The following is a 26,117-nucleotide window of genomic DNA, read 5'->3' as shown; positions in this document are numbered from 1 at the left end:
TTCACAAATCATAGCTGTTGTAAATCATATGAGCTGTCCATAATTTATCCGTACCTTTATTTACTCAAAAAGTTGATATTATGGACGATTTTCTTGCCGCTCGTGCACAAATGGCCATATCCCTCGGTTTTCATATCATTTTTGCCTGTGTTGGTATGGTGATGCCTTTCTTAATGGCTTTTGCACACTGGAAATACCTTAAAACCAATAATGAGATCTACAAAGGGCTCACAAAAGCCTGGAGTAAGGGAGTTGCAATTTTATTTGCTACCGGTGCGGTTTCCGGAACCATGCTTTCATTTGAATTGGGATTACTTTGGCCTGAATTCATGAAATATGCAGGACCTATTTTCGGGATGCCGTTTTCGCTGGAAGGTACAGCCTTTTTTATTGAAGCTATTGCTATTGGTTTCTTTTTGTACGGCTGGGACAGATTCAATAAATGGTTTCATTGGTTTTGCGGCTTTTTAGTCGGTTTAAGCGGATTGGCTTCCGGAATTCTTGTCGTGGCCGCCAATGCCTGGATGAACTCTCCTGCCGGATTTGATTATATTGATGGTAAATATGTGAATATCGACCCTATAAAAGCAATGTTCAATGACGCCTGGTTTCCACAGGCTTTACACATGACTGTTGCTGCGTTTTGTGCTACCGGCTTTGCGGTTGCAGGAGTTCATGCTTATCTGATCATGAGAAAAAAGAATGTTGAATTTCATACCAAAGCGTTTAGAATTGCAGCTGGATTTGCCTTAATTGGTGCATTTGGCGCACCTTTGAGTGGTGATATTGCTGCAAAATCCGTTGCTGAAAGACAACCTATCAAGCTGGCAGCCATGGAAGCTCATTTTGAAACAGAAAAAGGGGCGGCTTTTGTAATCGGCGGAGTTCCTGATGAAGAAAAAGGAGAAATTAAATACGCTATAAAAATCCCAAAAGTGTTAAGTTTCTTAGTAAGTAATAACTTCAATTCCGAAGTAAAAGGTCTGAATGATTTTCCCAAAGATGAATGGCCACCTGTTGCTGTAGTACATTATGCTTTCCAGATTATGATTTTCTTTGGAGTGGTAATGATCTGTATTGGAACCGTTTATTTATATGCCTTATTTTTCAGGAAAGAATGGCTGGGAAAGAGATGGCTGTTAAAAACATTCCTCTTTGCAACACCTTTCGGGTATATTGCCTTAGAAGCCGGCTGGACTGTAACAGAAGTAGGGAGACAACCCTGGATCATTTATGGGATCATGCGGACCATAGATGCAGTAACTCCAATGCCTGGAATTCAGTATTCCTTTTATTTTTTCACCGCTATATTCGTGTCTTTATCTTTTATTATCATTTTTCTTTTGAGAAGACAAATACAAATGGTTCCTAAACTTTATGATCCTACAGATGGTCAGTTTAACGATAAAAACAAGAAATCATGATCTACGTTGTTATAGCTTTCCTTTGGTTATCGATATGCCTGTATATCATTTTAGGCGGTGCCGATTTCGGGGCAGGTATTGTGGAACTTTTCACACATAAAAAAGCCCGTCATAAAACGGAACAGATCATGTATGAATCTATTGCCCCGGTTTGGGAGGCCAATCATATGTGGCTGATCATTGCTATCGTGATTCTTTTTGTAGGGTTTCCAGGTATTTATACTACTTTGTCGACCTACCTTCATATTCCTTTGGTATTAATGCTTTTGGGAATTATCGCAAGAGGAACTGCTTTTACGTTCAGGCATTATGATGCTGTAAAGGACGACTGGCAGATTTTATACACCCAGATTTTTTACTATGCGAGTTTATTGACCCCTTTTTTCCTTGGGTTAATTGCCGCTTCTACGGTTTCAAAATCCATCAATCCCGATGCTACAGATTTTTTAAGTCTTTATATTTTTAGCTGGCTGAATTGGTTCGGAGCTGCAGTAGGCTTATTCACTGTGTCTCTATGCGCTTATTTAGCATCAATCTTTTCTTTAAGAGAAACTAAGGATAAACTGGATCTTACCTTGATGATCAGAAAGTCTAAACAAACCATGATTTTCGTCGTAGTAACAGGTATCCTGGTTTTCATTACGGCTTATCTCTCAGATATTCCGCTTCTGATGTGGGTTTTCTCTAAACCGTTGGGTATTACGGCTGTTGTTTTGGCAACACTAGCTTTAGGATTGATCTTTTACTGTATGAGGGAAAGAAAGCTTATGCCTGTCCGGGTTTTAGCCGGATTTCAGATGATCATGATCCTGGTAGCTGCAACCTATCAACATTATCCGGATATTATCTTATTAGGAAATGGCAGCCATCTTTCATTATTGTATGAAGCTGCGGCTCCCAAAGCTATTTCCGCTTTAGCATGGGCTCTGATGTTGGGATCGCTTTTTATTTTACCGTTTTTGTTTTATCTGATGGCTTCATTTAGCAAACAAAGGAGGTGATAATGTATTTTATTTTTTGATAAAAAGTTTCGGCGGCAGCAAAGCTGCCGCCGAAACTTTCCAATTTACTTTCTAATCAAAACCAATTCTACTCTTCTATTTCTCACCTGATCTGCTTCTGTTAGTTCAGGATAAACCGCAGGATTGAGATGTCCAAGGCCTTTTGCTCTGATCCGTGAAGGATCTATCCCTTGTTTTTCAAGATACTCCTTGATGGCATTGGCTCTTGTCCAGGAAAGATTAAACGTTCCTAAATCGATATCCTCCCCATCAAAATTTTCGTAATCACAGCAAATATGTCCCTGCAGTTCAATTTCCAATGCCGGATTCTCTTTTAATATCTTTAAAAGGCGGAGAAGCTGTGCATCTCCATTGGGAAGCCAAACATGCCGATTCCCGATAAAATTGACATCAGGCAACGAGTAGGTATCATTTACTCTCATTTGGGAAATTTGAGTATCCAAAAAGCTCGGAAGTACTCTTCTGGATATTTTTTGTCCCGGAACATACTTCTGTTCTATGAAAACATCTACCCTCCTGTTTTTTTCTCGTAATTGTTCTGTAGTATTATCATTGATCTGTTTTTCTTCTCCTAACCCTCTTGAGCTTACCAATTGGATATTATTCCCTATTTTTCCCTGCAAATATTCATAAACAGTATTTGCCCGATGTTCAGATAAGATTTTATTGTATTCTGTACTTCCTGAAGGATCACAATTTCCAAAAATTCTGAATGTAAGATTAGTTTTTAACGCAGCTAAACTATCCAGCTTCTTTTTAGATTCTGCGCCAAGCTCATAACTGTTATGCTCAAAATAAACAGATGTGAGCATTTGAGCATTAATTCCTGCCGAAAATATAATAAGACTGAGGCAAAGGACAGGTTTCATCGGTTGTAGGTTTTCTAAACAACGGGAAAGGTCAATTTATAGTTCATAAAAATAAAAAATTCCTGAAAAACTCAGGAATTCTATTTGTACTATTCTATTGTAAAGATTATACTAATTTCATTAAAAGATTTTCATCAATCTTTTCAACTTTCACCAGATTATTCTTTGTTAAAGTCTTGGATGCTTTATCCCATTTTTTTCCGGATAACTGGCTTCTCTCTTTTACTTCAGCTAAAGAAAATGGTTCTTCCTGAGAATTCAGAATTTCAAGGATTACTTTTTCATCTTCTCCCAATTCAACCTGAGGAACCGTTTTTTCCGGTCTCATCTGAGGGAAGAATAATACTTCCTGGATAGACGGATTATTCGTTAAGAACATAATCAATCTGTCCATACCGATTCCTAATCCTGAAGTTGGCGGCATTCCATATTCCAAAGCTCTTAAGAAATCCTCATCAATAAATTGTCCTGCTTCATCATCTCCCTTTTCAGAAAGTCTCAATTGCTCTTCAAAACGCTCTCTCTGGTCAATAGGATCATTCAGCTCAGAATACGCATTGGCAATTTCCTTTCCACACACCATTAATTCGAAACGCTCGGTCAAACCTTCCTTACTTCTGTGCTTTTTCGTTAAAGGTGACATTTCTACCGGGTAATCTGTAATGAATGTCGGCTGGATGAAGTTTCCTTCACATTTTTCTCCGAAGATTTCATCGATCAGCTTACCTTTACCCATCGTTTCATCCACTTCAATTCCGATAGATTTTGCGAAATCAAATAATTCCTGCTCTGTTTTTCCCGTAATGTCAAACCCTGTGAATTTCTGGATGGCTTCCGTCATTGAAATTCTCGGATATGGTGCTTTCCAGCTAATTTTATGCTCACCGAAAGTTGATTCTGCATTTCCATTAACCTGTGTAGCACAGAATTCCAATAATCTTTCTGTAAAGTCCATCATCCAGTTGTAGTCTTTGTAGGCTACATAAATTTCCATGGCAGTAAACTCCGGATTATGGGTTCTGTCCATCCCTTCATTTCTGAAGTTTTTAGAGAATTCATACACTCCGTCAAATCCACCTACGATCAATCTTTTCAGATACAATTCATTGGCAATTCTTAAATACAATGGAATGTCTAATGCATTATGATGGGTAATAAACGGTCTTGCAGCAGCTCCTCCAGGGATCGATTGCAAGATTGGTGTTTCCACCTCAAAATATCCTGCATCATTAAAGAAAGTTCTCATCGCGTTGAACAATTTTGTTCTTTTCACGAAGATCTCTTTGATATGTGGGTTGACTACTAAATCTGCATAACGTTGTCTGTAACGCAATTCCGGATCTACAAATGCATCATGAACATTTCCTTCCGCATCTGTTTTAGGCAATGGTAGCGGACGAAGAGATTTCGTTAACAAGGTAAAGTTTTTAACTAAAACAGTCTTCTCCCCTACCTGTGTAGTAAATAATTCCCCTTCAATCCCAATAATATCTCCTATATCTAAAAGGTGCTTATATACTTCATTATACAACGTTTTATCTTCACCTGTACAGATCTCATCTCTGTTGAAATATACCTGGATCTTACCAGTAGAATCCTGCAATTCAGCAAAAGAAGCCTTACCTTGAATTCTGCGGGACATCAATCTACCAGCGATCTTCACCTGTTTATTTTCAGAAAAATCCTGTTTTATAGATTGTGTAGTATCTGTAATTACATATTCATCCGCAGGGAATGCGTTGATTCCCATTTCAACAAGCTTGTTCAGCTTTTCTCTTCTAATGATTTCTTGTTCTGATAATTGCATTTCTTATTTTTCTAAAAGCGTACAAATTTAGTGATAATTTATAAAATCCTAGAGGAAAAAACGGATTTAATAATTCCTTACGGCTCAAACAATTATTCATGATTACAAAAATTGACTACTACCTATTGTAATTCAAAAAAATATTTTATCTTAGCAACTAAGATAATTAACAACTAAACTAAATAATGACTGAAGAATTCTTACAACAATTCAGGGCTGCGAGCAGAAAATATTCTGATTCCTCCATTTTTATGCATGAAGCCATTGCAAAAAAAGCTGGACTTTCCGGGACAGATCATAAATATTTAGGACTTATCCTTCAATATCCATCCATCACTGCCGGTGAAATATCAAAACTGACGGGCTTAACTACCGGTGCAGTCACAGGCTTAATAGATCGCCTGGAGAAAAAGAAACTTCTCAAAAGGCAATTCAGCAAGGAAGACCGAAGAAAAGTGATCATTATTCCCAATATGGAAAACAGCATGAAACTTTTAAAACCACTTTTTGACGATTTACAACAAAAAACACAAGAACTTATTTCTACTTTTTCAGAGGAAGAATTGTCTGTAATCAAACGCTATTTTACAGAAGCGGCAGTCATTATGCAAGAGATGTCAGACCACCTTAATAAAAAATAATACAATGGAAACTCTAACCACCAATTATGTAGCACGTGCTGAAATATGGCTTTGTGCCACAACACTGATCTATTTTCTAATGAATGGGGCCCAAATTTTTGAAACCCTGGTCTTTGTTCCTAAATGGGCATCATTCCCACCAAACCATTTCAAACTATTATTGGATGGAAATGGCACCAGTCTGAAAAATTTCTGGATTATTTTTCATTCTCTTCATGAAGTTATATTCATTTTAACCATTCTCTTTTGTTGGAAAATCGATCCTGTGAGAAACTGGCTTCTCGTTTTATTTATTCTTCATATTGCAGTTAGGGTCTGGACATTGACATTTTTTGCTCCTAATATCATCTTATTTCAAAAAATAGCGGAATCACAAACAGTACCCGCAAATCTTATCAGCAAAGTATCTCTTTGGCAAAAACTCAACTGTGTAAGAGTGGCTATTTTTATAATCATTTCATGCGGGCTGATCCCATTATGCGTTAAATTATTCAGTTTTCGTTCATAAAAAAAACCTTACAGATTTGTAAGGCTTTTTTTATTTAAAAATGTGAAATTTATTTCTTTTTTAAAGTCAAAATATATTCTACCATTTTTTTTGCATCTTCTTTGGATACCTGAGGATGAGGCTGCATTGGAACACTCCCCCAAACGCCACTTCCGCCTTCAATAATTTTTGAAGCAAGCAGTTCAACATCTTTTTCAGCATATTTATCTGCTATTTCCTGATATGAAGGTCCTATCATTCTTTCATTCACAGTGTGACAACCGGTGCAATCCAATGTTTCAATGATCTGATCTCCTGAAAGATTGGCTTTAGCAGGCTCAGAAACAGATGTTGCTTCTGCAGATCCGGCATCAACAGGTGTATTTTCTTTTTGAGAACAGGAAAGGGTTAAAAACCCTATACATCCCGCCAAAAACAATTTTTTCATGTATTATTTTGTAAGAGTATCCGCTTTTGCTTCACTTGCAGGAACTGATACAGCAGCATTTACATCTGCCTCAGGCTTATTACGCGTTGTTGCAGAAGAATCTACTACAGTTGTTACTTCAGGCTCTTCAAGCATCGTATTGCTGTCTTGTAAAGAATGATCCGGTTTTTTAGAACAGTTTACCACGAATAAACTTCCGATAAATGCGATTGCTAATACTTTTTTCATTATTTTTCTATATAAATTCAGAGCAAAAATATAAAAAATTACGTTGTAAACTCATGATAAATCTCCATCTTCATCATATTTCTCAGAAAATTAATAATTTCTGTAACCTATATACATAAAGATTGTTTAATTTTAAGTTATGGTAAGTCTTTCTAAAATTTTGTTTTTCACAAGCCATCACGGTTTTTATACTGTGGTGATCCTGCTCTTTATTTTCGGATTATTGACTTTTGTTACGAAAAAAGGCTGGTTCCTTATTCCTATTATTCCTTTAAGTATAGCCAACGGAGTTGCAGGTCAGTTTTTAAACGCATGGTTCCTGAATAAATACGGTGTGGAAAGTACAGCAATTATTACGTCAGATGTTGAAACCAATTCCACTTTAAATGAGCGTTATATTCACGATTACGAAGCGATTGTAAAAAAGCTTGACGGACAATACATCACTACCTTTTTCTCTACCACAACAGCAACTATTTATCCGATAGAAAATGCGATCAGAATTCCTCAAACGGGAATCGCTTTTCCGGTAAAATATATTCCGGGGTATGAAAAAAATATCGTTATTCTCTATAATCAATCCGAAGAAGGAAAAATAATGGAGAAATATGAAAAACGAAAACCCATTGATGCTGCTAAAATTAAATATGAAGCAGATAAGACGAATCCGGAATTCATAAAAGAATACATTTCCGCTTTGGAAGACTATCTGAAGTTATATCATAATGATGCCTATCAGAAGCAATTAGCAGCATTAAGAAAAGAGTTAAAAGCCCTTGAAAAATAATTTAACAGCTCAATTTGTTTTTATATTAAAATTTTTATTTACATTTGTCCCATGTTAAATAACAACAACAATATGTGGTGGTGGCTTTCAAACTCTTCGTCGGGTCTGAAGCTTTTGTCATGTTGTTAATCTACAACTGGAATAATACAAAAAATATATCAAAGACTTTGACGAATTCGTCAGAGTCTTTTTTTTATTTATTAAATTCATATCAAAATACTTCCCAAAATGTTCAATAAAAAAATACAAATAAAAACTGTTTCCAAAAAAACGTTGGGCGACCTGAAAACCCCGATGAACATTTATCTACAACTTCGGGACAAGTTCCGGGACACCATTCTTCTGGAAAGCTCCGATTCTAAAAACATTGACAATAATTTTTCCTTTATTGCCATTAATGCCGTTGCAGGGATTGAAATAAAAAACCTCAACGAATTTGAAATAAAACTTCCGGGAGAAGAGCCTATCAAGCAATTCATCATCGAACATAAAGTTGCTGATATTTTTGAACATTTTTCTCACATTTTTGTCTGCGAAAAAACCAAAGATCCGGTTGAGCAAACAGCCCAGAGTCTTTTTGGATATACCAGCTATGAAGCGGTACAGTTCTTTGACACAATACAATTCAAAGCTCAAAGTTCTGAGGTTGAGATTCCTATTCTCAGATACAGATTATACCAATATGTCATTGCCATCAATCATTACACCGATGAAATGCACATTATTGAAAACCAGATCGAAGGCGTGAAATCTGAACTGTATTTACTGGAAAGTCTCATTAAAAATCAAAATTCTGTTGTTTATTCTTTTGAAAAGATAGGTGAAGAAACATCTAATATTACGGATGAAGAATATATTGATCTGGTAAAAACCGCTCAAAAGCATTGTATGAGAGGAGATGTCTTTCAACTGGTTTTAAGCAGGAGATTTGAGCAAAAATTTCAGGGAGATGAGTTCAATGTGTACCGCGCATTAAGAAACATCAACCCTTCTCCTTATTTATTCTTTTTTGATTATGGGAACTATAAATTATTTGGTTCCAGCCCGGAAAGTCAGCTGATCATCAAAAATAACAAAGCTATCATTCACCCCATTGCAGGGACATTCAAAAGAACGGGACATTTCGATACCGATCTTCAGTCTATTGAGGAATTGAAAAAAGATCCTAAAGAAAATGCGGAGCATACGATGTTAGTCGATTTAGCCCGGAATGATTTAGGAAAGCTAGGAAAAAACGTCACTGTTACGAAATTAAAGGAAATCCAGCTTTTTTCTCATGTCATTCATATGGTAAGTGAAGTTACCGCCGAACTTCCGGAAAACCAGAATCCTTTTGAAATGGTTGCAGCCACTTTTCCACAGGGAACATTAAGCGGCGCTCCTAAACATAAAGCCCTTCAACTGATCAATAAGTATGAAAAAGATTCGCGGGGATATTACGGAGGCTGTATCGGAATCATCGGACTCAATGGCGATTGTAATCAAGCCATTATGATCAGAACATTCCTGAGCAGAAACAATACATTGTATTATCAGGCGGGAGCAGGGATTGTTGCCAAATCAGAGCCGGAAAATGAGCTTCAGGAAGTGAATAATAAATTAAATGCCTTAAAAAAAGCAGTTCAGAAAGCTGCCACAATAGATTAAAACTACGATCAAAATGAAAACATTAGTCTTTGACAATTACGATAGCTTCACATATAACCTTGTTCAGATCATTGAAAGAATTCTGAATGATAAAGTGGATGTGTATCGAAATGATGAAATTTCTTTAGAGGAAATTGAAAAATATGATAAAATAATACTTTCGCCCGGCCCGGGAATTCCTGAAGAAGCGGGAATTTTATTGGACCTTATCAAAGAATATGCAGCCACCAAAAGTATTCTGGGAGTTTGCTTAGGCCAACAAGCTATTGCGGAAGCTTTTGGAGGAAGTTTAATCAACCTTACCGAGATTTTCCACGGTGTTGCCACTTCTGCTGAGCTTGTAAAAAATGACACTAAGCTTTTCAGAAACTTACACTCCGGAATTGAAGTCGGAAGATATCACAGCTGGGCGGTAAACCCTGAAGGTTTCCCGGATGAACTGGAAATAACGGCTGTAGATAAAGACGGAATGATCATGGCTTTGCAACATAAGAAATATGATGTTCATGGGGTACAGTTCCATCCTGAAAGCATCCTGACTCCAGATGGGGAAATCATTATCCGCAATTTTTTACAAAACTAAAGCAACAAAGAAAGTATAATTCTCATCAAAGATGATTGATAATGCCCTGAAATGAATAGTATTACACAAGATCCCTCAACGATAAAGACCCCACAAATGAAAGAAATTTTACAGTACCTGTTCAATCATCATACCTTATCCAAGTCTGAGGCTAAGGCGATCATGATTGAGATTGCACAGAATAAGTTCAATAGTATTGAAGTAACGGCTTTCATCAGTGTTTTCCTGATGCGAAATATTACTTTAAAAGAATTGGAAGGTTTCAGAGAAGCGCTATTACAGATGGCGGTTCCCATTACTTTGGATGCCGATGATACCATAGACATTGTAGGAACGGGCGGAGATGGAAAAAATACCATCAACATATCTACTCTGGCTAGTTTTATTGTTGCCGGAGCAGGCCAGAAAGTAAGCAAACATGGAAATTACGGAGCATCAACCGTTACCGGATCATCCAACGTTATGGAAGAACTTGGATATACTTTCAAGACAGACGTCGATACATTAAACCAGGATCTGGAAAGAGCCAACATTTGCTTTTTACATGCTCCTTATTTTCATCCGGCGCTTCAATCTGTTGGTGCTTTACGGAGATCATTGGGTTTAAGGACTTTTTTCAATCTTCTTGGACCTTTAGTAAACCCGGCCAAACCCAAGTTTTCAATGATCGGAGTTTACAATCTTGAAATAGCAAGAATCTACCAGTATCTTATGCAAAAAGATGAGCGTGATTTCATTTTGGTTCACAGTATGGACGGCTATGATGAAATAAGCCTCACTCACGATACAAAGATTATTACAAAAAAAGGAGAAGAGATTTACTCTACTGAGGATCTCGGTTTTGATTCTGTTTCTCCGGAAAGTATAGAAGCGGGAAGCACTTCCCATGAAACGGCAAAAATTTTCAGAAACATCTTACAGGGAAAAGGAACCAGACAGCAGAATTCCGTGGTTTTAGCCAATGCTTCCGTTGCGCTATATAACACCAATAAGTTTGGCAGTTATGATGATTGCCTTCTACAGGCCCAGGAAAGTTTAGAAAGCGGAAAAGCATTAAAATGTCTTCAGCTTTTGCTGGAGTAGAATTCTTAAATGATGAGTTATAAGTTAAAAAAACGTAATGACAATACTGGATACAATTATAGAGAGAAAAAAAGAGGAAGTTGAAGCATCCCGATTAAAAGTTTCTGTTGAGGAATTAAAAAACTCCGGATTCTTCGGAAGAAAAAACATTTCTTTAAAAGAAAGCACAAAAAGCAGAAGCGGGATTATTGCCGAATTTAAAAGACAATCTCCATCAAAAGGAATCATTAATGATCATGTTTCGCCTTTGGAAGTGGTTTCAGCGTATGAAAAATTTGAAGCCAGCGGGATTTCAATCCTTACTGATAAAGATTTCTTTGGTGGCTCATCCGAGGATATTTTAAATGTCCGTAACCATATCAATATTCCGATTCTGCGAAAAGATTTCATGATAGATGAATATCAGTTTTATGAAGCCAAAAGCATAGGCGCGGATGTGATTTTACTGATTGCATCTTGTCTTTCACCAGCACAGGTTGAAGAATTCACCGATTTATCTCATGAATTGGGACTGGAAGTTCTGCTTGAAATTCATACTGAAGAAGAATTGAAGCATTATAACTCAAAAGTGGATCTGGTCGGGATCAACAATAGAAATTTAAAGGATTTCAAAGTAGATCTACAGCATTCGGTTCAATTGAAAAATCTGCTGCCCAAAGAAACTGTATCAGTTGCAGAAAGTGGAATTTACAGTATTAAAGATTTTAATTATTTAAAGGAAAAAGGATTTGACGGGTTCCTTATGGGGGAATATTTTATGAAAAATAAAAATCCCGGAAAAGCATTTGAAGAATTTATTTCTGTACAAAAAAGCAATTTTGAATCATGAATTCCGGACTTCAAACTTTACATCTAAAACTCAAGGTCTGCGGTTTAACCAAAAGGGATCAGATAGATGAATTGATTTCCATGAATGCAGATTTTCTTGGTTTCATATTCTATGAAAAATCACCGAGATATGTTCTGAATCATTTAAGTTTAGATGATATTTCAACAATTGATCATCAAGGAAAAGTCGGAGTTTTTGTAAATGAAGAAATGAATACAATGATAGAGATAGCAAAAAATACCAACCTGAATTTTATACAGCTTCATGGTGATGAAAATGCAGATTTTGTTTTTGAACTAAGAGAAAAACTGAGGCCGGAAACAGGGATTATAAAAACGATCAGGGTTGGAAATCAGAAACCGAAAATCAAAAACCAAATTGAAGAAATTATCAACCAGCAACTATCAACTGTTAATTTTTTTCTTTTTGACACGGACAGCAAAGCTTTTGGCGGAACAGGGAAACAATTTGACTGGAGTATCCTGAATGAGTTTGAAATACCGCTTCCTTATTTTTTAAGCGGCGGGATTTCAGAAGAAAACATAGAGAATAGCAAGACTTTAAAACATAAGCCTTTTGCTTTAGATATTAACTCAAAGTTTGAAATAATGCCCGGTAATAAAGACATTGACAAAATCAGGCAATTCAAATCTTTTTTACAAAGAGAAAGGAATATATTGTAAAATGATAATGAATAATCCAAACCTATGCAATATCAGGTAAAACAAACCGACGAACTAACAGAACATGAGATAGAATATATTCTGCAATTATGGGATATACCGGCATGGAATGCAATGAAATCCACCTATTTCCGAAAGTTTTTTAAAGATTCGGAGTTTCATTTTCTGTTGAATCCAGATGACAGCATATTGGCGATTATCCGAATTAATTTTGATTTTGTTTTGGAAATATCTGGAGAACGAATTGCCTTGGCGGAAGCGGTCGGACTCATTTCAAACTATAGAAAAAAAGGAAATGGATCCAGACTGGTTCAATACTTTAAAGATAATGTCGCTCAAAGAAATATTGAAACCATCGGGTTTTGTCATGAAAATCTTCGTCCTTTTTACGAGAAGTGCAATATAGAAATCCTGTATGATAAAGCTAAAGCGATCCAGGAAAAAGTTGGCCAGGAATGGGTAAATTCGGAAGATAATGATATTTTAATTTTCAATATCTCTCAGGAAAAAAAAGAAAAGCTCAGCCGGCTTAGTTCACAGAATAATGCTTATTTAATTACTAAAGAATAAAAAATGAATTATAAAAACCCGGATGAATACGGATATTATGGTGAATTTGGCGGAGCATTCATCCCCGAAATGCTGTATCCGAATGTAGAAGAATTACAGAGAAACTATCTTGCAATCATAGAATCCGAAGACTTTCAGAAAGAATATCAGTTTTTATTGAAAAACTATGTAGGACGTGCTACTCCACTCTATTATGCTGAAAATCTGAGTAAAAAATACCATACGCATATCTATTTAAAAAGAGAAGATCTTAACCATACCGGAGCCCACAAAATCAATAATGCTTTAGGACAGGTTTTACTGGCGAAACGTCTTGGAAAAACAAGGATCATTGCAGAAACGGGAGCAGGACAACATGGAGTTGCCACTGCTACAGCCTGTGCATTGCTTGGATTGGAGTGCATCGTGTATATGGGTGAAATCGATATCCAAAGACAGGCTCCGAATGTCGCAAGAATGAAAATGCTTGGCGCTAAAGTGGTTGCCGCAACTTCAGGGTCAAAAACATTGAAGGATGCTGTAAACGAAGCGTTAAGAGACTGGATCAACAATCCTGTAACTACCCATTATGTGATTGGAAGTGTGGTTGGACCTCATCCTTTCCCTGATTTGGTAGCAAGATTTCAAAGTGTCATTTCAAAAGAGATCAAAGAGCAGCTGAAAGAACACATTGGAAGAGAAAATCCGGATTATGTGATTGCCTGTGTGGGTGGCGGAAGTAATGCTGCCGGGACTTTTTATCATTTTGTAGAAGAAGAACATGTGAAAATTATTGCCGCAGAAGCCGGCGGTCATGGTATTGAGTCCGGAAAATCGGCAGCAACTACCTTTTTGGGAACATTGGGTGTTTTGCACGGAAGCAAAAGCCTTGTCATGCAGACCAATGATGGGCAGGTGATTGAACCCCACTCTATTTCCGCCGGATTAGATTATCCGGGAATCGGGCCTTTCCATGCTCATCTGTTTCAGGAAAAACGGGCGGAATTTTTCAGCATTAATGATGATGAAGCATTACAATCCGCTTTTGAACTAACGAAGCTGGAGGGAATTATCCCTGCTTTGGAAAGTGCCCATGCCTTGGCGGTTTTAGACAAAAAGACGTTCAATGAAAATGATATTGTGGTAATTTGTCTGAGCGGACGTGGTGACAAGGATATGGAAACGTATTTGAAGAGTTATGAATTATAAGTTAATAGTTATGAGTTGCACCACCCTCATCTAACATCTAATCTCTAACAACTAAAAATAAATGAAAAAACTCAACATATATTTTACAGCAGGAATTCCACAGTTGGAAGATACGGGTGAAATTATAAAACTTATTCAGGATTCCGGAGTCGACATGATAGAAATCGGGATGCCCTATTCCGATCCTGTAGCGGATGGTCCGGTTATTCAGCAAGCTCATGAACTGGCTTTGAGAAACGGAATGACAATAGAAAAGCTTTTTTCTCAATTGAAATCCATTAAAAACGAAATAAAAATTCCCATTATTTTAATGGGTTACATCAATCCCGTTTTAAGCTTCGGATTTGAAAATTTCTGCAAAGAATGTTCAGAAAGCAGAGTTTCAGGATTGATTATTCCCGATCTACCTCCTATTGAGTTTGAAAAGAATTATCGGGAAATTTTGAGAAAATATGATCTTAATTTTACTTTTCTGGTCACTCCTGAAACGTCCGATGAAAGAATTCTTTACCTGGATTCTTTAAGTTCCGGATTTCTTTACGCTGTAAGTTCCTCATCCACAACAGGAAAAGAAAATACTGTCCTGAAAAATGAAGATTACCTTTCAAAGCTGGCTTCTCTTCCTCTTAAAAACCCTGTGATGATCGGTTTCGGTATAAAATCAAAAGCAGATTTTGAAAATGTTACCGAAAAAGCGGACGGCGGAATCATTGGAACGGCTTTCGTAAATATACTTTTAGAAGATAAAGATTGGAGAAAGAGCACCATAGATTTTCTCAATTCCATAAAAGGATAAAATTCAGTAAATTTGTACATCAATAGAAGGTATGAATACACATCAGAATAAAGTAGTAGAATTTGAAGATCTGGGCATAAAAGAATATCAGTCCGCATGGGATTATCAGGAAAGCCTGATGAAAGATATTATTGATACCAAAATAAAAAACCGCGACCTTCCTGCAGAACAGCACGTTATCACTCCCAACCATTTGCTTTTGGTAGAACATCCGCATGTTTATACCTTAGGAAAAAGCGGTCATGAAGAAAATATGCTGGCCGGAATTGATAAGCTAAAAGAAATTGATGCCACTTTTGTGAAGACCAACCGTGGTGGAGATATTACCTATCATGGATACGGACAAATTGTAGGCTATCCTGTTCTGGACCTTGAAAATTTCTTTACTGATATTCATTTATATATGAGAAACCTGGAAGAAGTGATCATCAGAACCATCGGTGATTTCGGATTGAAGGGAGAACGCTCACAAGGAGAAACCGGTGTTTGGCTGGATGTAGGAAAACCTTATGCCAGAAAAATCTGTGCAATGGGCGTAAAAGCTTCCCGTTGGGTAACCTTACACGGCTTTGCATTGAATGTGAATACGGATATGCGCTATTTTGAATACATTATTCCTTGTGGTATCAAAGACAAGCAGGTAACTTCTTTAAAAAGAGAATTGGAAAGAGAGCTTACTCCTGAAGAAGTAGATACTGTAAAATCAAGCATCAGAAAGCATTTTGTGGATGTTTTTGGAGCTGAGCTTGTGAAGAAATAATGACAACGATAAAGGTTAAAAATAAAACCAATTGGTTTTTAACAATTTTTTCAAGTATTGGATTGTTAATTCTAACCTTTATTATTGTCTTGATCCTACCTCTTGCTTCAATAAGAGAAACTTATTTATTGTCTGCTATTTCTTATATAGCTTTAGTCATTCCTTTTTTAGCCTTTTATATTCTATTCATGTATATTTGGCTTTGGAATACATTTGGAAAAACAATTTTAAAATTTGATACAGAGAAAATAATTTTGATTAAAAAGAATAAGTTATTCAGTAAATCAAAAACATATTATAGAGCAAAAATTCAAAGTATAAATATAGAAGACTTCAAAATAGAAAAAACTCAATTTAATACCCGCTATCATATTTTTTCAAATTCAACATTTTCTGTTACATTTATTTATAACAATCTTACAATCAGGATTATTGATTGGCTTACTCATGAAAAAGCAAAGGAGATAAAGGATATTCTATCATAGCATAATATAAAATTAATTGCCATTCCATAGGAGTCTCGAAATCACTCTCGAAAATCTTTCTATTAGATTCCTACGGAGTGGCAAAAAATTTCAAATACTACATCTTATCCAATAACAGAAATTCCCGCATCCACCTTCAATTCCGCACCGTGAATATAGGAGGCTTCATCAGATGCCAGAAAAAGTACAGCATGAGCAATTTCCGCAGGTTCTCCCTGCCTCTTAAAAGGAATGGTAGGGATAATTTTCTCAACCGCATTTTCAATCTGTTCAGCATTCAGTCCCGTATTATTAAAAATATTGGTTTTGATGTGTCCCGGACTGATTCCGTTCACACGGATTCCTCTTTCCGTAAGTTCAGTAGCAAAAGTTTTGATGAATGACTGCACCGCTGATTTCGCTGCTGAATAAATGGAAAAGTTCGGCATCGCAATATCTGTGGCTACAGATGTATTGAAAATAACAGAACTTCCTTTCTTCATCAAAGGTAACATTTGCTGAACCGTAAAAAAGGGACCTTTTACCAACAAATTAAAGAGCTCATCAAATCCATTTTCATCCACATGTTCAATAGGAGCAAATTTTCCATATCCCGCATTGGCAAAAACCAAATCTATCTGGGAAGTATATTTTCTGACTTCGTTTTGTAAATTCATTAGATCTTTCATATTTCCCGCGTCTGATACAATCCCAAAAGCATTTTTCCCAAGTGTTTTTAAAGCTTTGTTCACTGTTTCTTCACTTCTACCCGTAATAATTACATTTCCCCCTTCATCAATGAACTGTTGGGCCGTTGCTAAACCCATTCCATTGGTACCGCCTGTAATCAGCGCAAATTTGTTTTTAAATCTTTGCATTGTTTTCTGTTTTTAAATTCTGTTACAAAGATTGCCATTGAGGCCTTCTAAAAAAATCCGGATCTTGCGGAGTTATGAAGATAACTTTAATAAGGATCTCTATTTTATTCTTTTTTGATTATGAATATTCTACTAATTTCCTTTTAATAAAGACTTTTTCAACTTTAAAGTGTATTTTTTTTAATTTTTTATTAAAAATAATTGGCTGGTATTTTGATTTTTTTTAATTTCATATCACCAAACAGGGAAATATTAAACATATGATTAATTAAAAACTATAATTCCTACCAAACACCAAACCATTATATTAAATCTTAAAAATCATGAAAAAACTATTCTTATCAATGGTGGTATTTTTGACTGTATTGTCATCAAATGCCTGCTCAGACTCCTCTACCAATCAGGATGTAGTCGGAAAAGAAAACACGAGTACCCCGATTGCTTCAAGGGACTTCGGAAAAACGGTTCCTGTGGGAATCAATGAAGAAAACGGAACGTTGAAAGTTTCTTTTATTCTCAGTGCCCAGTTCTATGAAATCAAGCCTACCAAAGAAAACGAAGAATATATCAGTTTGATTAAGGAGGCTATACAAAATGAATCACCTATCCATGTTTTCATGAAAAATAACAGTAATGAGATCGTGAAGGTTGAAAAAGGAAGTGAAGAAGACATCAAATACTTCAGATCTATTCTAACCAAAGGAGAAAAACAGGAACTTAACAAATTAACATCTGTCCTCCCTAATGTGGCAACTTTAAACAGTATGTTTACCCAAATTAAAAATCAGTCTTGCGGAACTTCCACAGCTTCTTCTCCGTGTATCACATTCAGATATGCGGTGGACGGATGCTATGCAAGAGCTCACAAAATGAGACAAATTTTAGTAAATAATGGATATGACTGTGAAAAACAGTTTATCTATGGAAACCTGAAAGCGTCTACCGGTTCTTGCTGCGTATCATGGAATTATCATGTAGCCATTTTGGTGAGCTATAAAAATGCTTCCGGAGTTACTGAAAAAAGAATTATTGATCCTTCCCTGTTTCCTAACGGACCTGTTACCGAAACTACCTGGAGAAATGCATGTGTAAATACCTCTTGCGGAACAGCTTCTTCCTCTTCATATGCGAATACGGCAGGAAATATTTATTACAGAAGCTCAACCGGTTCTTACCTGTATGATAACAGTTATATCAATACCAATTGTGTACTGACAACGTTCTCATCTCTTTCAGGTTGTTCTCCGACTCCTGCACCGAGTGTATCGCACTGTGGAGGAATCTCTTAAAACTTACTATGCAGCTCCTGTATATTCTGCGCAAATTGCAGGGGTTGCTTTTTAATACTATTTTTATGAAAGCATGGATTTATATAGTACTCTTTATGATAACTTCTTGTTCCAATAGCAATCCCAATTCACAGAATTTAACCTGGTATAATAACTCAACGATCAATCAGGTCTCTGAAGATCCGGAAAATCCTGAAAAATTTCTGCGGATTACGATTGGGATAAGCCAGCAGGTTTTTTATCTCTCAAAAAAAGATTCCGATTATAAGTCTCTTTTGGAGAAACTGAACCAGAGTGCTAAAGAGGGAAAAGCCTTTAATATAGGTATTGAAAATAATACGAATATTATAAGACAGATTAACGACATTAAATAAAAACAGGCGATCAAATGATCGCCTGTTTTTATTATGGGTTCTTCTGAAAAGCATCCACTTTCTGGTAAGTATCGTTTTTCTGCTTTTCTTTTTTATCTGAAATCAGGATTCCGAAAAGATGGTCTATTTCGTGCTGAAAGATGACTGCGGTAAATCCTTCCACGAGCTCTGAATATTTCTGTCCCTTCAAATCCACATATTCCAACTGAATAACTTTGCTTCTATAAAACTGATCCCTGAAATCTGGAATTGACAGATCCCCTTCAGGTCCCAGGTTTTGTATTTCGGATCTCCAGACAATAACAGGATTGATGAAATATTCCAAAGGCTCCCCTTCTTTATCAAAACGCTGTACCCAGATTATTTTTCTATTAATTCCTACTTGTGGTGCAGCAATTCCTACTCCACCGTCTGTTGTAAGAAGAGAAAGCTTCATCCTTTTAACCAAAGTGGCTGTATTAGGATCAACCGGATCGACTTCCGTAGAAGTGCTTAATAACGTTTTATGCTGCTCCGGATCTGTTGTTTGATAAATTGGAAGTGCTGAGTTTATATCTCCCTGATTAATAATGGAAAGTTCTTTAGGCGTGAGCTTCTGAGCATGGACAAAGCTTATCAGGATCAGGAATAGAAAAGGGAATTTTTTCATGTTTAACTTTTGTAATACAAAGATAGATATTGCGATGAATAGTTTTTACCATTCAGCATGACAGTTTCTTTGTCAAAAATAAAAAACGGGTTAGAGCCCGTTCTATTTGGTAATGTTTCGTGGAAAGTCAGAATGTCTTGGTCATGTCCGATGGAATAACCAGATTGAAATTCGTTGGGGTATAATCTTTTTCAGGAATCCTCAAATCCGGATTTTCTGTTTCAAAAACCGAGATCACTGCCATTTTCAGATGGGGATTCTTTTGTTTGATATACCAGTAAATCCCGCCAAATTCCTTGCTGTGATAATTTCCGTTGTAATGAATAAATGTTTTTCCCTGTTGAATATTTTTCAGGATAGATTCCGCCATCGTTGCGTCTTTTGTGGCTTGTGCAGAAATGAAATTCATTACCTTCGTTCCTTCGGCGTGGTCCCCCATCATAGCTTTCATTTCCTTATAACCGGGAGTTTCGAGGCTCACTTTGATGGGTAATTGAGCAATATAGGATTTCTCCTTTTCGCTTAATGTAAGTAAAGATTCAATCCCTTCTTTAGCGGTTTGAGAGGCATACCTTCTGGGAATATTAGTGGCAACGAAATTCAGCTTTTGAGCTTTTGCAAAATCCACCAAAGGTTTATAATCTGTGGTATAATTATTCCATAACCGGGCGGAATCTTTCAGCGTTTTGGCATCAAAAGTCCCTGCTAAATACTGATTCAATTGGGATTGATTATCTCTTTCGAACATTTCAGCTCCCAGGATAAGCTGTCCTTTTTTAAAGGTATACAGAGCTTCCGTCACTTTCAGCTGAAGCCAGTGATTAATGGAATTGTTATGGTTTTCACCAAAAAACACAACATCATATTCCGCCAGTTCTTTAATTAATTTATCCGTGCTAATGGCTTTCCCTTTCTGATCATAAAACTGGTAAGCCTTAAACTCCTGTGCATTCAGGAAAGAATATCCTGCCATCAACAGGGCTATGAAAATATTTTTCATTCTTATCATGTTATAAAAATACTACTATTTCCAAACTACAAAAGAAAGCCAACATTAAATTTACTTTATCCTCAGTTTACATAGTAAGAAAAAAGACCGCTTTGCATGACAAACAAAACGGCCTCATTCAAATCATCTAACTATTATTTCTCTAATTCTGCTACAAGATCCTTCCATTCCTGTAATTCAGGAATTCCGGGTTTTCTTTTTCCAAAGAACTGAACAATAAAATCTCCTTCTTTATTAAATACTTCTATCGCCGTTACTTCACCATCTTCCGTAGGTTTTTTAACGATCCAAGCTTCTGCGATTTTGGTTACATCCAGGTGTAAATTGAAGTCCGGGTCCATAACGTTGAACCATTGTTGGTGCCAAAGCGTTTTCTTCACATTTCCTGTGTGAATCTGAATGATTCCTCTGTTTCCAACGAATACCATGATTGGGATATTCTTTTCTGAAGCATCTTCAAGAACGTTTACTACTTTAGAATTGTCGATTTTCACCGCAAATCCTTCCGGAGCCAATCTTAAAGCCTGGGTTCTGCTCACCCCATATTTTCTGGTCATCATGAAGAAATTGTGGGTGTCTGTCAGCTCTCTCCATTCTTTTTGGAAACCTTCCACATCAATTTCAGCATCCGGCTTTTCTACTGGTTTCGCAGCAACTGCTTCAAATTCAAAAGTCTGATCCTGATCTTCCGCTTTATATTTTTCTACGATAACATCAAAAGCTTCTGCATTGCTGTCTTTTGTAAGATAGATCTTATGAAGTGCCAAACCGTCTTTTCCGAAAAACTGAAGGCTCTTTTTATCTCCTTCTACCACCGCAAAAGCAAACTTCCATGAGTGTAAGAAGATTCTAAGGTCAATATCTTCACCCACAAATAATTGTGCATGAGGACTGCTAAAATCTCCGTTCAGGTAAGTTCCTTTTCTTTCGTGAACGCATTCATCGTTACGGGTAAGAGCCATTACTTTTCCTAATTGTTCAACTTCTGACAAGATATTTGCAAATTCCGGCTTTAGAACTGTTACTTCATTCCCGATGTTTGTGATTAATAATTCGGCTTCGCTTACTCCTAATTGTTCAGCGGCATTTCTTATTCTCAAATGCGGATTTTCCGCTTTCAGAGCTTCCCATTTTTCTTTTAGATCATTTACTAATGTGCTCATTTCATTTATTTTTTGATGGTTAAAACTGTATATATTCTTTGTATGGTTTCGTTGGTTGTTTTGCTTTTTACGTCTTCTTGCTTTTCAGAAATTTTCATTCTCTTGAATTCGCTTTCCGAGACAAGTTCTTCCATTTCACTGTTGTTATATAAAGTAAAATTGAAAGTGATGAAAGGTAGTTTTTCCATGAATTCTCTTTGCCCGAAAGTGAGAACAAAAGTTCCGCTGTCTTTCAGTACTCTGTGGATCTCATTGAGAAATGCAACGGGTTCTTCCCAAAAATACACCGTGTTTACGGTAAATATCTTATCAAAGGTTTCATCCTGAAAGGGAAGCTTTTTTCCTTCATACAGGACGAAATCCGCCTGAAGTTCCCATTCCTTGTTCAGTCTTTTAGCTTCGAAATGCATGGTTTCGGAAATGTCAATTCCGGTATAGGTAATATTTTTAGCTTTGCTTACAATGGTTTTCAGGTGTCCGGCGTTGCCATGTCCTATCTCAAGAACATGCTCGTTATCTTCTATCAAAAGAGCTTTAATGCTTTCTGAAGTCATCCCGATATTGGTTTCATTCATCATTTCACCTATTTCAATTCCTTTTTCCCCTTGTGGACAGGCAAGATTTTCAGCAAGTATTCTTAGTTCGTCTTTTTCCATGGTTATCCAAAAATGATCATTGGGTTATGATTGATAGGATGCGGACAAATGGTACACGGAAAGTTGTAGGCATTACTGATATTTTCAGCTGTGAAAACGTCTTCCGGTGTCCCGTAGGATGAAACCTTTCCTGATTTCATCAGTAAAATTTTGTCCGCAAACTGTGCGGCTAAATTCAGGTCGTGTAAAACAACGATAGCACTGTTAGCTTTTTTAGTAAAGTTTTTTATAATTTCTAACGTTTTGTATTGATGTTTGATATCTAAATTATTCAGCGGCTCATCCAGAAAAACAAGTTTATGGGCAATTTCATTCTGCAATTGAGCCATCACCCTGGATAGATGCACACGCTGCTTTTCTCCACCGGACAAAGTATTATACTCCCTGTCTTTGAGATGAAAAACATCTGTCTCATACATCATATTATTCATGGCTTCATGATCTTCTTTTCTCGGCTGCCCGTCAAAATAAGGGTATCTTCCCATCATCACTACATCTTTTACTTCAAGAGGAATATCAGCGCTGTTGTGCTGGGAAAATTTAGCTTTGTGCATAGAAAGCTCTCTGACTTCCCAATTGTTGATAGGTTTGCTTTTAAACAGAATCTTCTGTTTGGATTTCACTTCATTCGCCAATACGCTTAGCAAACTTGACTTTCCTGCTCCGTTGGGCCCAACAATGGCTAAAAACTCACCATATTCTAAAGAAACATCCACACCGTCCAGAATATGGAATTCCTTATGCTTATAATTGATCTGATGTGCTTTTATCATTACAATGATTTTTTATGTTTAACCAGAATCGCTATAAAAATCGGTCCTCCCATCAATGCTGTTAATATCCCGATCGGCAGTTCCGAAGGTGCTACAATACTCCGGCTGAATGTGTCAGCCGTCAATAATAAAATACTCCCACAAACTGCTGACAAAGGCAGAATAAAGGTATAGTTCGATTTAAATAAAAGCCTTAAAATATAAGGGACAATAAGTCCTACAAAACCGATTGTTCCTGAGAAAGCAACACTACTTCCAACCATTAATGCTGTGATAATGATGATCTGCTTCTTCAGTCTTTCGACATTAATTCCTAAATGCTGTGCATCTTTTTCACCCAGCATCATGGCATTCAATGCTTTTCCTTTGGGCAGTAAAATAACGTAAGAAATAATCAACACTACTGCTAAAACAATATTCTTCGTCCAGGTGGCTGCGGCTAAACTCCCTAAATTCCAAAAAGTAAGGTCCCTCAATTGCTCATCTTTTGAAATATAGATCAGAAAGCCAGTAATAGAAAATCCGATGGCAGTAATAGCAACTCCCGTTAAAAGCATCATCACAATATTGGTCTTTCCTCCATTGGTAGAAATTCTGTATACCAACATCATAGATAAAAAAGCCCCTATAAATGCAGACAGGCTTACCAGTGAAAACTGTACCGCTTCAGGAAGATATTCTTTAAAATGTCCTCCCAAAACAATGGCAACAGCAGCTAATAAGGTTGCTCCGGAAGTTAAACCAATCAGATCTCCGGTTGCTAAAGGGTTTTTAAAAAGTCCCTGCAATCCCGTCCCTGAAACAGCCAACATGCTTCCGATCAGAACAGCCATTACAATTCTCGCTGCACGTACATCCCAGATCACATATTGATCGCTTAAGGCCAAATCAGGGTTTCCCTGTATAGACTGCCACAATATCGTGAAAGGGGATTTTCCGCCAAAATCATAAACCCCGGTGTTCAGTGACCATACTGCGATAAGGATCAGCAGTATGGCACTTATAGTAAAATAAAAGTAGAGTTTACTTTGTGTTTTCAATTAATAGCTTATTTAATCCTACTGCTGCTTCTCCTAATCTTGGTCCGAATCCTGAAACCAATCCCCCGTCCATGGCTATAATTCTTTTATTTTTACCCGCATTGGTCTGCGAAACTCCAGGCATTTTAAGAGCTCCTTCGTTTCCTCCTGCTCCCTGCAATCCGCTTGTAAAGAAAAATAATACGTCCGGATTTGCTTTTACAACAGCTTCAGGTGTTAACGGTTTGAAATCTTCGAAATCATTGACTGCGTTTTCCCCTCCTGCAATGGTGATCAGTTTTTCCATAGGTGTGTTCTTCCCTCCTACCATCAGCATATTTCCTCTGGCGTAGATGAATAATACTTTAGGTTTTTTAGCGATAGGCTGAATTTGCTTCAGATCGGCATCAATCTTATCGATCAGTTTCTGATAATCCGTGTTACCTATAGCTTTGGCAACATCTGCTATTAATTTTTTGGTTCCTTCCACTGAATATTCCTGCTTGAAAACCTCAACTTTAATCCCTGAAGATTTGATTTTCCCTAATAATTCCGGATTAATATCTTTTTCAGAGGCTAAAATCAGGGTTGGCTTTACTGCCATGATCGGCTCAATGGTCATTGATCTTACATGGCCTAAATCTTTGGCTGTTGCTTTTAATGTCTCAGGATAAGTACTGGTAACATCAGTTCCCACGATCTCTTTTTCATGGCCTAATGCGCTTACAATCTCGGTAATTCCGCCACTCAGAGTTACGATTTTATGATTGCTTTTCGGAGCTTCTGAAGCAGCTTCTGTAGTGTTTTCTTTTTTGGTTTCCTCTGCTTTTTTGCAAGAATACACTGCTAAAAGTACAGATGTTATTACAACAATTTTTTTCATGTTGATATGGATTAGATTATTTTTATAAAGGTTGATATTCGAATTGTGGTCTTCCACGTTCTCCGGTTGTACTGGTAAGTCTTGTGAATCTCAGCTTAAAGTAATATCCTTCCGCATCTTTAATGATGTAGAAACGGTCACCATATACTTCCAATCCGTTCACTCCCACCGGATTTCTCCAATTGGAACCGATTACTCTCTGGTCATTGTAGATCAATTTAGACTGATCAATATCTGTTGCCTTGAAATTCTTGTAGGCTTCCACACCGGATGCAGGTGCCGTTACTTTTACTTCATAAGCTCCTGCTCCACCTAAATTATTAATGGTGACAAAGTCTGCATAAATATAGCTTCCTGCTCCCGTAATAGTATTAGTAAAGACGGTGAAGCTAATGTCCCATTTTTTTCTTTCGGGCTGAACAGGCACTTCTTTATTGTTTTTCAGGCTTACAAAATTGTAATTATATGCTGTATTCTTCGTAATGGTCAATTCTTTGTGGGTGGTGTCATTTAAACTAGCATATTTTACTTTATAGCCGTCTCCTGATCTCACTACCTGAACTTTCATCCAGCCCCTGCTGTCTCCTCCTGTTGCCACCGATCCTGTAGCTACTGTTCCGGTATAAATTTCTTTTCCCATGTTCACAAGATATACTGCGTTTTCAGCATCGTTGACCTTGATTTCCTCAATCGCTGTATATCCTGAAGGGAAATTCCCATTCACATCATCAATATAAACCACGTTGGCCGGATTAAAATTGGCGACCTGTACTTCGTCTTTTAAGGTTGCTACATTGGCTTCTGTAACTAAATCTATATCAGTTGCATTAGGAATTTTTCCCGCAGCCATCATGATCGAAGAGTTCAGCATTACTTTAAAAGCACTTCCGGAATAGAAAGCCAAATCCCAATCCGTTCTTTTGGTAAGGATTTGCGTATTGGTTCCCAGATCAATCCAGGCCTGGTTCGGCTGAGTGGCTCCACCCACATCAGGATTGACAACTTCACCATCCGTAGGAGCTATGGAAACAGGATCTTCGTTATCATTGATGCATGATTGAGAGATCAAAGAAGTTCCTATCAAAAAGCAAAATAGTATTTTCTTCAT

Annotated in this window: 30 protein-coding genes; 17 read left to right on the top strand and 13 right to left on the bottom strand. The window is 37.0% G+C overall.

What is annotated here, in order from left to right; translation table 11 throughout:
* The first annotated feature begins 80 nt into the window (after window positions 1–80).
* Window positions 81–1,424: a cytochrome ubiquinol oxidase subunit I gene (locus EGI05_RS12430; protein WP_123263333.1), complete on the top strand. Its 1,344-nt coding sequence runs from the start codon at window positions 81–83 to the stop codon at window positions 1,422–1,424.
* Window positions 1,421–2,425 carry a cytochrome d ubiquinol oxidase subunit II gene (locus tag EGI05_RS12425; RefSeq protein WP_123263332.1) on the top strand — a complete coding sequence of 335 codons (1,005 nt, stop codon included), beginning with the start codon at window positions 1,421–1,423 and terminating at the stop codon, window positions 2,423–2,425. Before EGI05_RS12430 ends, EGI05_RS12425 begins: the two co-directional genes overlap by 4 nt.
* A 65-nt stretch (window positions 2,426–2,490) precedes the next feature.
* Here EGI05_RS12425 and EGI05_RS12420 read toward each other — a convergent pair whose 3' ends face one another.
* Window positions 2,491–3,315, bottom strand: a complete 825-nt coding sequence (locus EGI05_RS12420) for an OmpA family protein (protein ID WP_123263331.1) — start codon at window positions 3,313–3,315, stop codon at window positions 2,491–2,493.
* Between the two features lie 106 nt (window positions 3,316–3,421).
* The gene (gene lysS / locus EGI05_RS12415; protein ID WP_123263330.1) at window positions 3,422–5,122 is read right to left on the bottom strand and encodes a lysine--tRNA ligase; all 1,701 of its coding nucleotides are present in this window, start codon (window positions 5,120–5,122) and stop codon (window positions 3,422–3,424) included.
* Window positions 5,123–5,307: 185 nt separating this feature from the next.
* Between lysS and EGI05_RS12410 the strand changes: the two genes are divergently transcribed.
* Together EGI05_RS12410 and EGI05_RS12405 are read left to right on the top strand one after the other, a co-directional pair.
* Window positions 5,308–5,763: a MarR family winged helix-turn-helix transcriptional regulator gene (locus EGI05_RS12410; protein ID WP_123263329.1), complete on the top strand. Its 456-nt coding sequence runs from the start codon at window positions 5,308–5,310 to the stop codon at window positions 5,761–5,763.
* A gap of 4 nt (window positions 5,764–5,767) precedes the next feature.
* On the top strand, window positions 5,768–6,271 hold the full coding sequence (locus EGI05_RS12405) for a transposase (RefSeq protein ID WP_123263328.1): 504 nt from the start codon (window positions 5,768–5,770) through the stop codon (window positions 6,269–6,271).
* Window positions 6,272–6,320: 49 nt separating this feature from the next.
* Here EGI05_RS12405 and EGI05_RS12400 read toward each other — a convergent pair whose 3' ends face one another.
* Window positions 6,321–6,698 (bottom strand): c-type cytochrome, encoded by a 378-nt coding sequence (locus EGI05_RS12400; RefSeq protein ID WP_123263327.1) that lies wholly within the window; start codon window positions 6,696–6,698, stop codon window positions 6,321–6,323.
* A gap of 3 nt (window positions 6,699–6,701) precedes the next feature.
* On the bottom strand, window positions 6,702–6,926 hold the full coding sequence (locus EGI05_RS12395) for a hypothetical protein (protein WP_123263326.1): 225 nt from the start codon (window positions 6,924–6,926) through the stop codon (window positions 6,702–6,704).
* A 139-nt stretch (window positions 6,927–7,065) separates the two neighbouring features.
* Here EGI05_RS12395 and EGI05_RS12390 point away from each other — a divergent pair, with 139 nt between their 5' ends.
* The 11 genes from EGI05_RS12390 to EGI05_RS12340 all read left to right on the top strand — a co-directional run bounded on the left by EGI05_RS12390 (window position 7,066) and on the right by EGI05_RS12340 (window position 16,337).
* The gene (locus tag EGI05_RS12390; RefSeq protein WP_123263325.1) at window positions 7,066–7,713 is read left to right on the top strand and encodes a hypothetical protein; all 648 of its coding nucleotides are present in this window, start codon (window positions 7,066–7,068) and stop codon (window positions 7,711–7,713) included.
* Between the two features lie 228 nt (window positions 7,714–7,941).
* Window positions 7,942–9,360, top strand: a complete 1,419-nt coding sequence (locus EGI05_RS12385; protein WP_123263324.1) for an anthranilate synthase component I family protein — start codon at window positions 7,942–7,944, stop codon at window positions 9,358–9,360.
* 13 nt (window positions 9,361–9,373) lie between these two features.
* Window positions 9,374–9,943, top strand: coding sequence for an anthranilate synthase component II (locus EGI05_RS12380; protein ID WP_123263323.1), 570 nt, complete (start codon window positions 9,374–9,376; stop codon window positions 9,941–9,943).
* A gap of 96 nt (window positions 9,944–10,039) precedes the next feature.
* Window positions 10,040–11,026 carry an anthranilate phosphoribosyltransferase gene (trpD, locus tag EGI05_RS12375; protein WP_123263322.1) on the top strand — a complete coding sequence of 329 codons (987 nt, stop codon included), beginning with the start codon at window positions 10,040–10,042 and terminating at the stop codon, window positions 11,024–11,026.
* Between the two features lie 37 nt (window positions 11,027–11,063).
* Window positions 11,064–11,855, top strand: coding sequence for an indole-3-glycerol phosphate synthase TrpC (gene trpC / locus EGI05_RS12370; protein ID WP_123263321.1), 792 nt, complete (start codon window positions 11,064–11,066; stop codon window positions 11,853–11,855).
* Entirely contained in the window at window positions 11,852–12,538 is a 687-nt protein-coding gene (locus EGI05_RS12365; protein ID WP_123263320.1) for a phosphoribosylanthranilate isomerase, read from the top strand. Before trpC ends, EGI05_RS12365 begins: the two co-directional genes overlap by 4 nt.
* A gap of 24 nt (window positions 12,539–12,562) precedes the next feature.
* Window positions 12,563–13,108 carry a GNAT family N-acetyltransferase gene (locus EGI05_RS12360; protein WP_123263319.1) on the top strand — a complete coding sequence of 182 codons (546 nt, stop codon included), beginning with the start codon at window positions 12,563–12,565 and terminating at the stop codon, window positions 13,106–13,108.
* A 3-nt stretch (window positions 13,109–13,111) separates the two neighbouring features.
* Window positions 13,112–14,296, top strand: coding sequence for a tryptophan synthase subunit beta (gene trpB, locus EGI05_RS12355; RefSeq protein ID WP_123263318.1), 1,185 nt, complete (start codon window positions 13,112–13,114; stop codon window positions 14,294–14,296).
* A gap of 61 nt (window positions 14,297–14,357) precedes the next feature.
* Window positions 14,358–15,092, top strand: coding sequence for a tryptophan synthase subunit alpha (trpA, locus tag EGI05_RS12350; protein WP_123263317.1), 735 nt, complete (start codon window positions 14,358–14,360; stop codon window positions 15,090–15,092).
* 31 nt (window positions 15,093–15,123) lie between these two features.
* Window positions 15,124–15,852 carry a lipoyl(octanoyl) transferase LipB gene (lipB, locus tag EGI05_RS12345; protein ID WP_123263316.1) on the top strand — a complete coding sequence of 243 codons (729 nt, stop codon included), beginning with the start codon at window positions 15,124–15,126 and terminating at the stop codon, window positions 15,850–15,852.
* Entirely contained in the window at window positions 15,852–16,337 is a 486-nt protein-coding gene (locus tag EGI05_RS12340; RefSeq protein ID WP_123263315.1) for a YdbT family protein, read from the top strand. Before lipB ends, EGI05_RS12340 begins: the two co-directional genes overlap by 1 nt.
* A 104-nt stretch (window positions 16,338–16,441) precedes the next feature.
* Here the strand turns inward: EGI05_RS12340 and EGI05_RS12335 are convergent, their stop codons facing one another.
* Complete coding sequence (locus tag EGI05_RS12335) at window positions 16,442–17,194, bottom strand: SDR family oxidoreductase (RefSeq protein ID WP_123263314.1); 753 nt, start codon at window positions 17,192–17,194, stop codon at window positions 16,442–16,444.
* A gap of 323 nt (window positions 17,195–17,517) precedes the next feature.
* On the opposite strand from EGI05_RS12335, the gene EGI05_RS12330 reads away from it, so the two are divergent.
* Together EGI05_RS12330 and EGI05_RS12325 are read left to right on the top strand one after the other, a co-directional pair.
* A complete protein-coding gene (locus EGI05_RS12330) occupies window positions 17,518–18,483 on the top strand; it encodes a protein-glutamine glutaminase (protein WP_134197411.1) in 966 nt (321 codons plus the stop codon).
* Between the two features lie 65 nt (window positions 18,484–18,548).
* Entirely contained in the window at window positions 18,549–18,857 is a 309-nt protein-coding gene (locus EGI05_RS12325) for a hypothetical protein (protein WP_123263312.1), read from the top strand.
* 31 nt (window positions 18,858–18,888) lie between these two features.
* Here the strand turns inward: EGI05_RS12325 and EGI05_RS12320 are convergent, their stop codons facing one another.
* From EGI05_RS12320 to EGI05_RS12285, 8 genes are all read right to left on the bottom strand, one after another.
* Window positions 18,889–19,506 carry a peptide deformylase gene (locus tag EGI05_RS12320; protein ID WP_123263311.1) on the bottom strand — a complete coding sequence of 206 codons (618 nt, stop codon included), beginning with the start codon at window positions 19,504–19,506 and terminating at the stop codon, window positions 18,889–18,891.
* Between the two features lie 127 nt (window positions 19,507–19,633).
* Window positions 19,634–20,506 carry a ChaN family lipoprotein gene (locus tag EGI05_RS12315; protein ID WP_123263405.1) on the bottom strand — a complete coding sequence of 291 codons (873 nt, stop codon included), beginning with the start codon at window positions 20,504–20,506 and terminating at the stop codon, window positions 19,634–19,636.
* Between the two features lie 143 nt (window positions 20,507–20,649).
* The gene (locus EGI05_RS12310) at window positions 20,650–21,678 is read right to left on the bottom strand and encodes a hemin-degrading factor (RefSeq protein WP_123263310.1); all 1,029 of its coding nucleotides are present in this window, start codon (window positions 21,676–21,678) and stop codon (window positions 20,650–20,652) included.
* Window positions 21,679–21,683: 5 nt separating this feature from the next.
* Window positions 21,684–22,334: a class I SAM-dependent methyltransferase gene (locus EGI05_RS12305; RefSeq protein WP_123263309.1), complete on the bottom strand. Its 651-nt coding sequence runs from the start codon at window positions 22,332–22,334 to the stop codon at window positions 21,684–21,686.
* Between the two features lie 2 nt (window positions 22,335–22,336).
* On the bottom strand, window positions 22,337–23,107 hold the full coding sequence (locus EGI05_RS12300; RefSeq protein ID WP_123263308.1) for a heme ABC transporter ATP-binding protein: 771 nt from the start codon (window positions 23,105–23,107) through the stop codon (window positions 22,337–22,339).
* Window positions 23,107–24,147: a FecCD family ABC transporter permease gene (locus tag EGI05_RS12295; RefSeq protein ID WP_123263307.1), complete on the bottom strand. Its 1,041-nt coding sequence runs from the start codon at window positions 24,145–24,147 to the stop codon at window positions 23,107–23,109. Before EGI05_RS12295 ends, EGI05_RS12300 begins: the two co-directional genes overlap by 1 nt.
* Entirely contained in the window at window positions 24,131–25,009 is an 879-nt protein-coding gene (locus tag EGI05_RS12290; protein ID WP_123263306.1) for a heme/hemin ABC transporter substrate-binding protein, read from the bottom strand. The genes EGI05_RS12295 and EGI05_RS12290 overlap by 17 nt, the downstream gene beginning before the upstream one ends.
* A gap of 22 nt (window positions 25,010–25,031) precedes the next feature.
* The gene (locus tag EGI05_RS12285; protein WP_123263305.1) at window positions 25,032–26,117 is read right to left on the bottom strand and encodes an HmuY family protein; all 1,086 of its coding nucleotides are present in this window, start codon (window positions 26,115–26,117) and stop codon (window positions 25,032–25,034) included.

This window comes from Chryseobacterium daecheongense, from assembly GCF_003729955.1.
Taxonomy (GTDB): Bacteria; Bacteroidota; Bacteroidia; order Flavobacteriales; family Weeksellaceae; genus Chryseobacterium; species Chryseobacterium daecheongense.
The sequence above is the reverse complement of the archived record's forward strand: the minus strand, read 5'-3'. Positions and strand labels throughout refer to the sequence as shown.

Coding starts and splice junctions, on each gene's coding strand:
- EGI05_RS12430 (WP_123263333.1), top strand. CDS start 81: ATGGACGATTTTCTTGCCGCTCGTGCACAAATGGCCATATCCCTCGGT.
- EGI05_RS12425 (WP_123263332.1), top strand. CDS start 1,421: ATGATCTACGTTGTTATAGCTTTCCTTTGGTTATCGATATGCCTGTAT.
- EGI05_RS12420 (WP_123263331.1), bottom strand. CDS start 3,315: ATGAAACCTGTCCTTTGCCTCAGTCTTATTATATTTTCGGCAGGAATT.
- lysS (WP_123263330.1), bottom strand. CDS start 5,122: ATGCAATTATCAGAACAAGAAATCATTAGAAGAGAAAAGCTGAACAAG.
- EGI05_RS12410 (WP_123263329.1), top strand. CDS start 5,308: ATGACTGAAGAATTCTTACAACAATTCAGGGCTGCGAGCAGAAAATAT.
- EGI05_RS12405 (WP_123263328.1), top strand. CDS start 5,768: ATGGAAACTCTAACCACCAATTATGTAGCACGTGCTGAAATATGGCTT.
- EGI05_RS12400 (WP_123263327.1), bottom strand. CDS start 6,698: ATGAAAAAATTGTTTTTGGCGGGATGTATAGGGTTTTTAACCCTTTCC.
- EGI05_RS12395 (WP_123263326.1), bottom strand. CDS start 6,926: ATGAAAAAAGTATTAGCAATCGCATTTATCGGAAGTTTATTCGTGGTA.
- EGI05_RS12390 (WP_123263325.1), top strand. CDS start 7,066: ATGGTAAGTCTTTCTAAAATTTTGTTTTTCACAAGCCATCACGGTTTT.
- EGI05_RS12385 (WP_123263324.1), top strand. CDS start 7,942: ATGTTCAATAAAAAAATACAAATAAAAACTGTTTCCAAAAAAACGTTG.
- EGI05_RS12380 (WP_123263323.1), top strand. CDS start 9,374: ATGAAAACATTAGTCTTTGACAATTACGATAGCTTCACATATAACCTT.
- trpD (WP_123263322.1), top strand. CDS start 10,040: ATGAAAGAAATTTTACAGTACCTGTTCAATCATCATACCTTATCCAAG.
- trpC (WP_123263321.1), top strand. CDS start 11,064: ATGACAATACTGGATACAATTATAGAGAGAAAAAAAGAGGAAGTTGAA.
- EGI05_RS12365 (WP_123263320.1), top strand. CDS start 11,852: ATGAATTCCGGACTTCAAACTTTACATCTAAAACTCAAGGTCTGCGGT.
- EGI05_RS12360 (WP_123263319.1), top strand. CDS start 12,563: ATGCAATATCAGGTAAAACAAACCGACGAACTAACAGAACATGAGATA.
- trpB (WP_123263318.1), top strand. CDS start 13,112: ATGAATTATAAAAACCCGGATGAATACGGATATTATGGTGAATTTGGC.
- trpA (WP_123263317.1), top strand. CDS start 14,358: ATGAAAAAACTCAACATATATTTTACAGCAGGAATTCCACAGTTGGAA.
- lipB (WP_123263316.1), top strand. CDS start 15,124: ATGAATACACATCAGAATAAAGTAGTAGAATTTGAAGATCTGGGCATA.
- EGI05_RS12340 (WP_123263315.1), top strand. CDS start 15,852: ATGACAACGATAAAGGTTAAAAATAAAACCAATTGGTTTTTAACAATT.
- EGI05_RS12335 (WP_123263314.1), bottom strand. CDS start 17,194: ATGCAAAGATTTAAAAACAAATTTGCGCTGATTACAGGCGGTACCAAT.
- EGI05_RS12330 (WP_134197411.1), top strand. CDS start 17,518: ATGAAAAAACTATTCTTATCAATGGTGGTATTTTTGACTGTATTGTCA.
- EGI05_RS12325 (WP_123263312.1), top strand. CDS start 18,549: ATGAAAGCATGGATTTATATAGTACTCTTTATGATAACTTCTTGTTCC.
- EGI05_RS12320 (WP_123263311.1), bottom strand. CDS start 19,506: ATGAAAAAATTCCCTTTTCTATTCCTGATCCTGATAAGCTTTGTCCAT.
- EGI05_RS12315 (WP_123263405.1), bottom strand. CDS start 20,506: ATGAAAAATATTTTCATAGCCCTGTTGATGGCAGGATATTCTTTCCTG.
- EGI05_RS12310 (WP_123263310.1), bottom strand. CDS start 21,678: ATGAGCACATTAGTAAATGATCTAAAAGAAAAATGGGAAGCTCTGAAA.
- EGI05_RS12305 (WP_123263309.1), bottom strand. CDS start 22,334: ATGGAAAAAGACGAACTAAGAATACTTGCTGAAAATCTTGCCTGTCCA.
- EGI05_RS12300 (WP_123263308.1), bottom strand. CDS start 23,107: ATGATAAAAGCACATCAGATCAATTATAAGCATAAGGAATTCCATATT.
- EGI05_RS12290 (WP_123263306.1), bottom strand. CDS start 25,009: ATGAAAAAAATTGTTGTAATAACATCTGTACTTTTAGCAGTGTATTCT.
- EGI05_RS12285 (WP_123263305.1), bottom strand. CDS start 26,117: ATGAAGAAAATACTATTTTGCTTTTTGATAGGAACTTCTTTGATCTCT.